Origin of the sequence: Microbacterium sp. dk485 (genome assembly GCF_004570445.1) — a bacterium.
GTDB classification, from domain to species: Bacteria; Actinomycetota; Actinomycetes; order Actinomycetales; family Microbacteriaceae; genus Microbacterium; species Microbacterium wangchenii.
The window spans coordinates 224095-235958 of sequence record NZ_SPQW01000002.1; the positions used below are offsets into that span (position 1 = coordinate 224095).

The 11864-nt window shown below is 69.8% G+C and carries 10 protein-coding genes; 3 read left to right on the top strand and 7 right to left on the bottom strand.

What is annotated here, in order from left to right:
- Window positions 1-147: 147 nt before the first annotated feature.
- Window positions 148-987 carry a DNA-formamidopyrimidine glycosylase family protein gene (locus tag E4V99_RS11765; protein ID WP_135117379.1) on the top strand — a complete coding sequence of 280 codons (840 nt, stop codon included), beginning with the start codon at window positions 148-150 and terminating at the stop codon, window positions 985-987.
- A gap of 14 nt (window positions 988-1001) precedes the next feature.
- Here E4V99_RS11765 and E4V99_RS11770 read toward each other — a convergent pair whose 3' ends face one another.
- From E4V99_RS11770 to E4V99_RS11780, 3 genes are all read right to left on the bottom strand, one after another.
- A complete protein-coding gene (locus tag E4V99_RS11770) occupies window positions 1002-2645 on the bottom strand; it encodes a cyclic nucleotide-binding domain-containing thioredoxin-disulfide reductase (protein ID WP_209305625.1) in 1644 nt (547 codons plus the stop codon).
- Between the two features lie 44 nt (window positions 2646-2689).
- Window positions 2690-3241: a type 1 glutamine amidotransferase domain-containing protein gene (locus E4V99_RS11775; RefSeq protein ID WP_135067612.1), complete on the bottom strand. Its 552-nt coding sequence runs from the start codon at window positions 3239-3241 to the stop codon at window positions 2690-2692.
- Window positions 3242-3341: 100 nt separating this feature from the next.
- On the bottom strand, window positions 3342-4841 hold the full coding sequence (locus tag E4V99_RS11780; RefSeq protein WP_135117380.1) for an MDR family MFS transporter: 1500 nt from the start codon (window positions 4839-4841) through the stop codon (window positions 3342-3344).
- A 188-nt stretch (window positions 4842-5029) separates the two neighbouring features.
- On the opposite strand from E4V99_RS11780, the gene E4V99_RS11785 reads away from it, so the two are divergent.
- Window positions 5030-6928, top strand: a complete 1899-nt coding sequence (locus E4V99_RS11785; protein ID WP_135117948.1) for an ABC transporter ATP-binding protein — start codon at window positions 5030-5032, stop codon at window positions 6926-6928.
- 67 nt (window positions 6929-6995) lie between these two features.
- Here E4V99_RS11785 and E4V99_RS11790 read toward each other — a convergent pair whose 3' ends face one another.
- From E4V99_RS11790 to E4V99_RS11805, 4 genes are all read right to left on the bottom strand, one after another.
- The gene (locus E4V99_RS11790; protein WP_135117381.1) at window positions 6996-7670 is read right to left on the bottom strand and encodes an SDR family NAD(P)-dependent oxidoreductase; all 675 of its coding nucleotides are present in this window, start codon (window positions 7668-7670) and stop codon (window positions 6996-6998) included.
- A gap of 26 nt (window positions 7671-7696) precedes the next feature.
- Entirely contained in the window at window positions 7697-8470 is a 774-nt protein-coding gene (locus E4V99_RS11795; RefSeq protein WP_135117382.1) for a FadR/GntR family transcriptional regulator, read from the bottom strand.
- Window positions 8467-9669 (bottom strand): mandelate racemase/muconate lactonizing enzyme family protein, encoded by a 1203-nt coding sequence (locus E4V99_RS11800; protein ID WP_135117383.1) that lies wholly within the window; start codon window positions 9667-9669, stop codon window positions 8467-8469. Before E4V99_RS11800 ends, E4V99_RS11795 begins: the two co-directional genes overlap by 4 nt.
- 87 nt (window positions 9670-9756) lie before the next feature.
- On the bottom strand, window positions 9757-10746 hold the full coding sequence (locus tag E4V99_RS11805; RefSeq protein WP_135117384.1) for a hypothetical protein: 990 nt from the start codon (window positions 10744-10746) through the stop codon (window positions 9757-9759).
- A gap of 310 nt (window positions 10747-11056) precedes the next feature.
- Between E4V99_RS11805 and E4V99_RS11810 the strand changes: the two genes are divergently transcribed.
- Window positions 11057-11800, top strand: a complete 744-nt coding sequence (locus E4V99_RS11810) for an SDR family oxidoreductase (RefSeq protein ID WP_135117385.1) — start codon at window positions 11057-11059, stop codon at window positions 11798-11800.
- Window positions 11801-11864: the final 64 nt, after the last annotated feature.

The window sequence follows — 11864 nt, forward strand, 5'->3', positions numbered from 1 at the left end:
GCCGCATCCCCCGCGCGAGTGGCACTGCGCGGCGCGCCCCGACTCGCGGCGGGCGGTGGCGTCTGAAGGCGGCCAGTCCGTAGCATCGGGGCAGCATCCATCGTCGAGGGCGCAGCGCGATCCCCGACCGAGTCGGAGGACCACGCCGTGCCCGAATCCCCCGAGGTCGATGCGCTCGCCGCATTCCTCCGCGACACCCTGCGCGGCGCGCAGGTCGGCGACACCGACCTCGCGGAGTTCCGGGCGCTGAAGCCCCGTGACCGCCCGCTCACGCAAGTGAGCGGCCACGTCGTCGCCGAGGTCCGCCGATACGGCAAGCACATCGCCCTGCTCACCGACGGCCCGGTGCTGGTGATCAGCTTCGGCCGCGCCGGCTGGGCGACGTGGGCCGCCGGCTCCGGCGCGCCGGCCGATCCCACCGCCGAGGCGCCTCCCGTCATCGCCACGCTCGACTTCCCCGGCCGCGGTGTCCTGGCGCTGACGGATGCGGGACAGTGGCTCTCGCTCGGGCTGTCGGTCGTCGATGAACCCGCCGACGCGCCCGCGATCGCCAAGCTCGGGCCCGACCCGACGGCAGAGGACTGGTCGCGCGCCGACCTCGAGCGCGTTCTGGGAACGCGGCGCAAACAGGTCAAGGCGCTGCTGCAGGAGCAGGAGAGTCTCGCAGGCATCGGCAACGCCTACTCCGACGAGATCCTGTTCACCGCGCGGATCTCTCCGCTCGCGCACGCGGCCGATCTCACCCCGGATGACCGCGGGCGCCTGTACGACGCCATCCGTTCGGTGCTCGGCGAGGCCTTCGCCGACCGCCGCGGCGTGCCCCCCGACCGGCAGAAGGCCGAGAAGGTGGCATCGATGCGGGTGCACGGCCGCACCGGTGAGCCGTGCCCGCAGTGCGGGGGCGAGGTGGCGGACGTGCCTGGCTCCAAGGGGGCGGCCCAGTACTGCCCGCAGTGTCAGACCGGCGGGGTGCCCCAGCCGGTCTGAGGCCCGCCTGGGGGTCAGCCGGCCAGAGCGCGGTGCACCGACGCGACGGCGCTGGAGCCTTCGCCGACGGCGGCGGCCACCCGCTTCATCGAGCCGCGACGCACATCCCCGGCGGCGAAAACGCGGGGCACCGACGTTTCGAACGGGAGCGGCTCGCGGCCCAGGCGCACCCATGGGCCGTCCAGGCGCTCCTCGGGGATGTCGGTGCCCGTCCGCAGGAACCCGCCCGCGTCGCGGTCGAGCTCGTCGAGCCATCCGGTGGCCGGGTCGGCGCCGATGAAGCAGAACAGTCCGCGGGCATCCACCTCGCCGGCGGCGTCGATGCGCACGCGCTCGAGTGAGCCGTCGCCTTCCAGGGCGGTGATGTTGGCCCCCGTGAGCACCTCGATCGCCGGGTCCTCCTGCAGACGGTCGACCAGATATGCCGACATGCGCCGGCCGAGGTCGTCCCCGCGTACGACCAGGCGCACCGGCGAGCCGTGCGAGGAGAGGTACAGCGCCGCCTGGCCCGCGGAGTTCGCGCCGCCGACGACCACGACGGGCGAATCGACGACATGGCGAAGCTCGAACTGCGTCGCGGCGTAGTAGATCCCAGCCCCCTCGAATTCGTCCCAGCGAGCCAGGGGGAGGCGCCGGTAGGCGGCGCCGGAGGTGACGATGGCGGTGCGGGCGTGGATGACACGGCCGTCGGTCAGCGTGACCTCCAGGCCGTCCTCGCTCGAGCGCAGTCGCGCCGCTTCGCACGGCGCGTACACCCGCACGCCGAACTTCAGTGCCTGCAGGGACGCCTGACCGATGAGCTCTCCGCCGCTGACACCGAACGGGAAGCCGAGGAAGTTCTCGATGCGCGACGTCGCGGCGGCCTGCCCGCCGGGGGCGACCGCGTCCAGCAGGACCGTGCTGAGGCCCTCGGATGCGCCGTAGATGGCGGCGGCGAGGCCGGCCGGGCCGCCGCCGATCACGACGAGATCGACGACCTCATCGGAGTCGCCGCTGTAGCTGAGCCCGAGGCGGTCTGCCACCAGGCCTGGCGTCGCGCGCAGGATCGGCTCGCCCTGGATGAACGCGATCGGCAGGTCTTCCGGGGCCACGTCGTGGTGTTCGAAGGCGTACGGGTCACCGGGCTCGATCTCGAAGGCGGTGTGCACGAGGTCAAGCCGCTCGGCGAAGCGGCGCAGGGACTCGAAGTCCTTCGACGCCGGGGACCCGACGAACTTCAGGGTCAGGGCCGCGGGGCCCTTCCGCAGCGCTTCGCGCCGCTGCCACAGGGTGCGCAGCAGCAGGTCGCACAGTTCGTCGTCTTCGCTCATGACCTTGCGCAGCCCGGCGCGCGGAACCCGGTACACACGTCCCGCCCTGGATGCCCGTGCCGACAGGAACGCCCCCTGGCCGTTGAGCAGCCCGAGCTCGCCGGCGAACGTGCGCGCGCCGTTCACGGCGAGCACCGACTCGTCCAGCCACCACAGGCTGTCGCGCACAAGCTCGACCTCCGCCGTGTCGACGAGGATCAGGTCGTAGTCGCGTTCGCCCGAGCGGATGAGGTAGTCGCCGGCTGCCACCTCCTCAGGCGTGCCGAAGAGGACGATGCGCTGCCACTGTTCGTCCGTCAGCGGCTGCGGCCCCGGCAGCGGCTGACCGACAGGTTCCGTCGATCCCACGGGGGAAGGCTACGCCCCCCGCGGGACCGACGGGCCCGGAATCGTCAGGTCGTCTGCCCGGAGTGTTCGCCCTCGGCGATCTCCTCCACGAGCTTGTCGTTGAAGGCGGGCAGGTCGTCGGGGGTGCGGCTGGAGACCAGGCCGGCATCCACCACCACCTCTTCGTCGACCCACGTGGCGCCGGCGTTGCGCAGATCGGTCTGCAGGCTCGGATAGCTGGTGAGCGTCCGGTCGTGCAGAACGTCGGCGTCGGCGAGGATCCACGCGCCGTGGCAGATGACGCCCACCGGCTTGTGCTGGGCGAAGAAGTCGCGGGCGAAGCCCACCGACGCCGTGTCCATGCGGAGGTGATCGGCGTTCACGACGCCACCGGGGAGGACGAGCGCGTCGAACTCCGCCGCATCCGCTGCACCGGAGGCGAGGTCGACGGACTGCTCGTGGCCGTTCTTGCCCGTGACGCTGCCATCGGCCGGCGACACGAGGACGGCCGTCGCGCCGGCGCCGGTCACGGCCTCCCAGGGCGAGGTCAGTTCACTGTCCTCGAAGCCGTCGGTCAGCAGGAAGGCGACGCGCTTGCCGTTGAGGTCTTCGGTCATGATGCTCTCCTCACGTGTTCGTTCGGTGTCTCCACGCTAGGAAGAACGGCCGAGCCGCCGCCGGGGGTTGCGGCTGCGACGCGACCGCGCTACCTCGGAGTCAGTGCGCGATCGGAGCGTCGCCGCGCGGCGCAGCGGGATCGTCGGCGGGCTTGCGGATGAGGAAGGCGCCGAGGATCGTCGGCAGCGACAGCAGCGCGGCGATCAGGTACGCCGTCTGGGTGCCCTGCTCGTCGACCGTGCCGGCGGCTCCCGAGGCGGCGCTTGCCGAGGACATGACCGTGATCAGCAACGCGATCCCGGCCGCGCCGGCCACCTGCTGCACGGTGCCCACCACGGCCGAGCCGTAGGAGTAGAACCGCGGCTGGAGTGAGGCCAGCGACGCCGTGAACAGCGGGGTGAACGACATCGCCAGACCCAGCGACAGGATCGACTGCAGCACGACGATCAGCCAGATCGGGGTGGTCGCCCCGACCGTGGTGTACATCCACAGCATCCCGCTCGTGATGATGGAACCGGGGATCAGGAGCACGCGGGTGCCCCACCGGTCGTAGACGCGGCCGATCAGCGGGCCGGCGAAGCCCATCGCGAGCGAACCGGGCAGGATGATCAATCCCGTCTCCAGAGCCGAGACCCCCCGCACGTCCTGCAGATACAGCGGCAGGAGGGTGATCGCCCCGAAGAAGGCCATCGACATGATGCCCAGGTGCGCCACCGAGAGGGAGAAGTTCGTCGAGCGGAAGACCCGCAGATCCAGCAGCGCGGAGTCCGAGCGCTGCTTGACCAGCTGGCGCCACACGAACAGGGCGAGACCGACGGCACCGATGACGAGGGAGACCACGAGGGTCGTCGTGGACATCGCATCCGCCGCTGCCGCACCCGGTCCGGAATGCCCGCCCCCGCCGATCTGGCTCAGGCCGAAGACGAGGCCGCCGAACCCGAACGCCGACAGGATCACGGAGGGCACGTCGATCGGCGCCTTGCGCGTCTCGCCGAGGTTCGTGATCCACCGTGCGCCCACGAACAGCGCGACCAGGGCGATCGGCAGCATGATGCCGAAGTTCCAGTGCCAGCCCAGGGTGTCCAGGATGATGCCCGACATGGTCGGTCCGATGGCGGGAGCGAGGGCCATCACGATGCTGACGCGCCCCATCATCCGGCCGCGCTGGTGCGCCGGCACGATCGTCATGAGCGTCGTCATCAGCAGGGGCATCATGATCGCCGTGCCCGACGCCTGGATGACGCGTGCCGCCACGAGCGCGGGGAATCCGGGGGAGAGGAAGGCGGCGAGCGTCCCCAGCGAGAACAGCGTCATCGCCGCGATGAACACCTGCCGCGTGGTGAATCGCTGCAGGAGGAACCCCGTGATGGGGATGACCACCGCCATCGTGAGCATGAAAGCCGTCGTCAGCCACTGCGCCGCAACGGCGGTGATGCCGAGGTCGACGATGAGGCTCGGGATCGCCACGCCCATCGTCGTCTCGTTGAGGATCGCGACGAACGCCGCCACGAGCAGGAGCCAGATGACGCGGCTCTGCTGCGGGGTGATCTCCGCGGCCGGCGCCGGAAGGCGGATGCTGTCGGTGTCAGTGGCGGCCACGGGTGCTCCTCGAGAGTTCTTGGGGAAAGCCAGGTCGCCAGCCCCGGCGGTGGCAAGCGACGATAACGGTGGCCTCCGACGTGGTATTCCCCCATCGGGCCGCGTGCGTGCGCGTCCCGGCGTCCGGCCCCGACCTGCCACCCTAGCCCGGGGCCCGGGCGCACCGACATAGGCTGGCTCGCATGAGTATGGGTGGCCGGGGCGCTGGTGGCGGCGGCGCCGCGTTCCGCGGGGTCGACATCCAGGCCCAGCGTCGTCTGAACGCGCAGGCGCCGCGCGTCGCGCACCTGGGCAGGCGCGTGGTGGAGCTCTTCCGCCCTTACCGGGGGCGCATCATCCTGACGGCGATCCTCGTCATCGCCGGCGCCGCGGTCGCGGTCATCCCCCCGCTGCTGGTGCAACGGATCTTCGACGATGCCCTCTTCCCCGTCGAGGGCGGCTCGCCTGACCTTGCGCTGCTGCTGCGCCTCGTGGCGATCATGATCGGGCTGTTCCTGCTCTCGGCCGCTCTCGGGGTCGTCCAGACGTGGCTGACCTCCACCGTCGGAAACCGCGTCACCGGCGACCTGCGCGTGCGCCTGTTCGACCACTTGCAGGCGATGGAGCTGGGCTTTTTCACACGCACCAAGACCGGCGTCATCCAGTCGCGCCTGCAGAACGATGTCGGCGGGGTGTCGGGCGTGCTGACCAACACCGTCACCAGCATCCTGGGCAACGCGGTCACGGTGGTGGCCTCTCTCGTGGCGATGGTCCTCATCGACTGGCGCCTCACGATCATCGCGGTCGTGATGATGCCGGTGCTGATCCTCGTGCAGCGGCGCGTCGGGCAGGTGCGGGCGCGAATCGCGGGGGAGACCCAGGAGTCGCTGAGCGAGCTGACCTCCATCACGCAGGAGACCCTCAGCGTGTCGGGCATACTGCTGTCCAAGTCGTTCAACCGCCAGCGCACGGAGTCGGAGCGCTTCGCCACCGAGAACGTCAATCAGGTGCGACTGCAGGTGCGGCGCGCGATGAGCGGCCAGGGGTTCTTCGCCGTCGTGCAGGTGATCATGTCCAGCGTTCCGGCGCTCATCTACCTGGTCGCGGGATACCTCGTGACCGGCGGTGTCGACACCATCACCGCCGGCACGATCGTGGCGTTCACGACCGTGCAGGCCCGACTGCTCATGCCGCTCATGGGCCTCATGCGCGTCTCGCTGGACCTGCAGACCTCCGCGGCCCTGTTCGCCCGCATCTTCGAGTACCTCGACCTGGTGCCGGCGATCCGCGACGCGCCCGACGCCATCGCCGTCGCGGACGCCCCCGGTCCGCTCGGGCGCATCGAGTTCCGCGACGTCGTTTTCCGCTACCCGGATGCCTCGGCGGAGACACGTGCGACCCTCCACGGCGTCTCGTTCGTCGCCGAGCCCGGCTCGCACGTCGCCTTCGTCGGGCCTTCCGGGGCGGGGAAGACGACGATCCTGTACCTCACGCCGCGGTTGTACGAGGCATCAGAGGGATCCGTGCTGTTCGCCGGCGCGGATGTGCGGCGGCTCCAGCAGGCGTCGATCATCGATGAGATCGGCATCGTGTCGCAGGAGACGTATCTCTTCCACGCCACGATCCGCGACAACCTCCGCTACGCCAAGCCGGACGCCACCGACGCGCAGCTGGAGGAAGCCTGCCGGGCGGCGAACATCGATCACGTCATCGCCGGCTTCGAGCGCGGCTACGACACGATCGTGGGCGAGCGGGGGTATCGCCTGTCCGGCGGGGAGAAGCAGCGCATCGCGATCGCCCGCGTGCTGCTGAAGGACCCGCCCGTGCTCCTGCTGGACGAGGCCACCAGCGCACTGGACACCGTATCCGAGCGCATCGTGCAGGAGGCGCTGGATGCCGCCGCGCGCGGCCGCACGACCCTCACGATCGCGCATCGGCTGTCCACCGTGATCGGCGCCGACGTCATCCATGTCGTGGACGCCGGCCGCATCGTGGAGTCGGGCACGCACGCCGAACTGCTCGCGCGCGAGGGGCTGTATGCGAGCCTGGCCGCCGAGCAGCTCGCCGCCAGCCGCATCCTCACCGAGGAATCCGCCGCCGAGTCCTGACACGCCCGCCCGGCCCGCCGCGCCGCCGTGCCGCCGTGCCGCCGTGCCGCCGTGCGGCGGAAGGGATTCAGTAGGTGGCGCGACCGCCGCTGATGTCGTAGACCGCTCCGGTGGAGAAGCTGACGTGATCGGAGGCGAGCCAGGCGACGAGCTCGGCGACCTCTTCGGGACGGCCCACCCGCCGCATCGGGATGAGGTTGGTGATGTGGGCCAGCGCCGCCGGGGCGGTGTCCGCGTTCATTGGGGTGGCAATGACCGCGGGGGCGATCGCATTGACCAGGACGCCCGTCGTCGCCAGCTCCTTGCCGGCGGACTTGGTGAGCGCGATGACGGCGGCCTTGGAGGCGGAGTACACCGACAGCGCGGGATTGCCGTCTTTCCCGGCCATGCTGGCGAAATTGACGACCCGCCCCCACCCGCGCTGGACCATCCCCGGTACGAACGCGCGCATAGTTCCGACCGTGCCGAGCACGTTGACCTCCAGCACCCGCCTCCACTCGTCGTCCGAGGTCTCCAACAATGGCACGCCGGGGCCGACTATCCCCGCAGAGTTGATCAGGATGTCGACCTGCCCGATATCTCGGGCCACCGCGGCGAGGGCTTCCGAATCCGTGATGTCGACGCGATGGTCGACGTCGCCGGAGATGTCAAGGGTCACGACCCGAACGCCGTCGCTCTCGAGGCGCGAGGCCGTCGCAGCGCCCAGTCCACGTCCGCCTCCTGTGATGACGGCCGTTCTCATGTCTTCTCCTCGGTGTCGGTCGGGGGTCAGTCGGGCGAGCGGTCGGCGAGCGCAGCGATCAGAGCCGCTTTGCCGTCGAGCACGACCTCGAGCATCGCCGCAGACGCGCCCTCCGGGTCACCCCGGTTGATGGCTTCGAAGACGGCAAGGTGCTTCAGCGCGTCCTGTTCGAAGTCGAGCGAATCGCTCGCGGCAGCCTGCTGCACGTCGAAGGCGAGCCTCATGAAGTCCGCCACCAGCATGCCGAACCTTGCGAGAAGAGCGTTGTGTGAGGCCGTGTACACCGCGAGGTGGAAGGCCACGTCTCGGTCCGCGTAGGCCACGTGGTCGCCGGCGCGCGTCCTCATCGCGAGAGCAGCCCTTTCCAGGCCGGCCAGGTCGGTCATCGTGGCCCGGCCGGCGGCGAGGCGGGCGGCGTTGGGCTCCACGATCTGCCGGAGCTCGATGAGGTCCTGCATGAGCTGGGTGGCCAGTCCCTCCGCATGTGTCCACGCGAGCAGGTCCGAGTCGAAGGTGTTCCACAACTCGCGCGGGCGCACGCGGGTGCCGATCTTGGGACGGATGTCAACGAGGCCTTTGGCAGCGAGCACCTTCATGGCTTCACGGACCGAGGTTCTGCTCACGCCGTGCTCTTCGGTCAACTCGGCCTCGCGGGGGAGCAGATCACCGGGCCGGTAGGCGCCCCCGACGATGGCGCGGCCGATGGCCTCGATCACGTGCCCCTGGCGTCCCCGGAGGGAGTAACCGGATGCCGAGTCGCTCGGGGATGGGGGATGCGGCACGAGTCCTCCCGTGCTCATGGTGCGCCCAGCAGGGGGTCGCTCGGCTGCGGGCTAGAGTACAGCGTCACCCCATCCAGCAGCACCTCGAGGCTGCGCAGATAGGGGCTCAGTGACTCCAGATTGACATCGATTCCGAGACCGGGTGCGTCGGGCGCGGCGATCTCGCCGTCGTCATCCGGAACGATGTGACTACGTGTGACGTCCAGCGCGAGCTGCTTCGGCTCCGCCGGGTACTCGCAGATCCGGTGGCTCTCGAGGCCCGCGAATGGCTGCAGCGACGAGGAGAGGGCCAGGTGCGACGTGAACGTGTGATTGACGAACGTTACGCCGGCGGAGTCCGCGTGCGAGGCGATCCTCGCTGCCGGACCGATTCCCCCGATCCGTCCGGTGTCGATCTGGACGAATCCCACGCGTCCGAAGCGGATGAGGTTCCGCGCCATCGCTTCTTCGTGGGCACCCTCGCCCCCGGCGAGGCGCACGGTGCGGGTTCGCGCGGCCAGCGCCGCGTAGGCGGAGTACTCCGACGCGGCGAACGGCTCCTCGAGCCATGTCACCGCCGCATACTCCAGTGCCTCCAGCCGGGCTGCGGCTGCATCGACATCGTCCATCCAGATCTGACCCGCGTCCACAAGTAGCTGGCGTTCGGGGCCCAACGCCTCACGCGCTGCGGCGAGATGGTCCGCATCCTCCTCAGCGGACCCCGTGCCGAAGCTTCCCCAGCCGAACTTCACAGCGCGGAAGCCGCGCGCGACGACATCGCGTCCCCGCTCCAGCGTGTCCTGGGGCGTTGTTCCGAACAACAGCGACGCGTAGGGGATCTTGGAGTGGTTCCGCTGATAGCCCAGCATCCGCCACACCGGCTCCTCACGCGCGCGGCCGAGGAGGTCCCACAGAGCGATCTCGATGCCGGAGAACGTGTGCGGCGCTTGGAGGAGATCCATGCTGTTGCGCCCGACGAGCCTGGCGATACGCGAGATGTCAGCGGGGGAGTCCAGGACCTCCCCCATGACGGAAACCGAGACAGGCTGGCAGACCCCGTGCGACGGCGGCGTGATGAACGCTGCGATCGACACGAGTGGAGACGCCTCGCACTCGCCCCAGCCGACGTGTCCGTCGTCGCTGGCGACGCGGACCAGGAGGGCATCCTGACTCCCGTCGGCGTCCATCGTCACCTCGGGCATGCTCGCGTAGAAGAAGTCGACGGTGTCGATGCGCATGAGCGTGCTCCTTCCCGGGTGGCATTTCATCATACGATAGCGATGTAACTGCCATTCCGCGCGACCGAATTCGTCCACTACGGTGCGTCACGTCGTACCTTTGACGCTGATCCGGTGCCTCACGACGAGCGGCGAGAACGGATCGAGCCAGACGGAGGTGCGGGCACCCTCGACGCGCAGGGGGTTGGTGGAGGTGGACACCTCGTCGGGGAAGTCGAAGGCCGCGGCGATCGGCTCCACCCCGAATCCTCGATAGTGCCCATCCCACGGCGGTTCCGCGATGCCCCGATCGGAGATCCACAGGAGCACGTGCGGGAGGATGTCGGAGTCCCAGTCCAGCGTCACCACGTACGCGCTCGTCCGGGCCGTCAGCGGTGGTGTGACGTCGAGCAGCTGGATCACCTCCTCGGTCGGCATGGGGAGGGGGAGTCGGCTCACATCCACGACGCCGCCTCCGACCGCTGGTGCGGTGGCCAGTGAGTCGAAGCGTGCCCCTGGAAGCAGGCGCTGGTGGCCCCCCGGCATCAGCCCAGGGTAGGTTCGTCCGCTGCCAAAGGCGACGTCGAGTACGAGCGTTCCTTCGTCGGGAATGCGGAGGATCGGGTGGAGGCCGATAGAGGTCTCGTGTCGTGCTCGGGCGTGCACGCGCAGCTCGAACTCGACTGCCGACTGCCCCGGAACGCCGCGGATGAGGCGCTCGAGGCGCTCGATCGGATGCGCCGGCGGATACTCCAGGGTGAGCAGGAGGGCATCCCCGGTGGGCTGTGGGGCGGACCACGTCAGCTCCGCGGAGAGGCCATGAGGTGGGTCGTTTGCTGCAGCCGCCGTGTTCCATGCCGCGTCCGCGTCCGGCGGCACGGCGGCGGAGCCGAACGGTACGCAGACGAAGTCGCCGCCCAGGACCCGCACGTGCCCGGGCAAGCCGGAGTGTGGACCGGGGTCCTCCCAGAGTGCCGCTGCAAGGGGGCGCACGTCCGCGCCGCCCACTCGGAACACCGCATCCCGGATCATGGCTGACAGCGGGTCCACCACGACCACGCCGTGAGACCACTCGAGCGAGAGCGGCGCGCGGTTCACCTGCAACCCCCCGCACTCCAGTGTCGTTCGACGACCCCACGTCGTCCCGGCATCGTCGCCATTGCGCTGCCCGCGCACGGGTAGCGGGATTGCTCCGCCCTCGAGGGTTCGAACCCGGCCGATGCGCCGCCGAGATCGTCGCGGCGGTCGGTGGTGTCCAAGTGCATGGGCGTCCTTACCTCGTACGAAAGAAGCGTTTAGGTATGACGTAAGCCTAGAAGGCGCTACAGTGTCTTCCGTCTGCAGGGTTCGACACTTCCGGATGCCTCCAGATAGGTAAGACCATTGACGTTCTTCCGACGGGGATGCTATGACCGAGCGACGCCGCACCGCCCTCGTGACCGGGGCTGCGAGCGGCATCGGTGCCGCGATCGCCCGCCGCCTGGCTGCACGCGGATATCTCGTCCACGTCCTCGATCGGGACCACGGCAGATCGCGCGGCGCGGAGGAATCGGGCGGGGGTGCGACGCTCACCGCTGATGTGGCCGACGAGCGCGCCGTGCGCGATGCCGTCTCCGGTCTGGCGGCCGTCGACGTGCTCGTGAACTCCGCCGGCATCGCGCCAGACACTGCCATCGATGGAGATCTGGATGTGTACCGCCGCACGATCGAGGTCAACCTGACGGGTGCCCTCCTGGTGACCCGCGCATGCGCACGCCTCCTGGACGCGTCGCCCAGCGCGCGCGTCCTGAATGTGGGCTCCGTGCAGGGGTTCGCGTCCGCTGCCGGATCCTTGGGCTACTCCGTCAGCAAGGGCGCACTGCACAGCTTGACCCGCGCGCTCGCGGTCGACCTGGCCCCCCGCGGCATCCTGGTCAACGCGCTCGCGCCTGGCTTCATCGATACACCGATGGCCCGCCTCCCCGTCGGGGGGACGGAGTACGACACCGAATGGTTCCAGGACGTCTACATCCGCCACGGCCGCATCCCCCTGCGTCGTCCCGCCCAAGCCGACGAGGTCGCCGTGGCGGCCGAGTTCCTGGTGTCGGCGGAGAATACCTACGTGACGGGCGTGGTGCTCCCCGTCGACGGCGGACTGACGGCGACGTTCTGATGCGCCATAAATTTGAACGATCAAGTGTGCGAGTCCGCCCGCGCGACGGCGAAGCCGCCGCGCA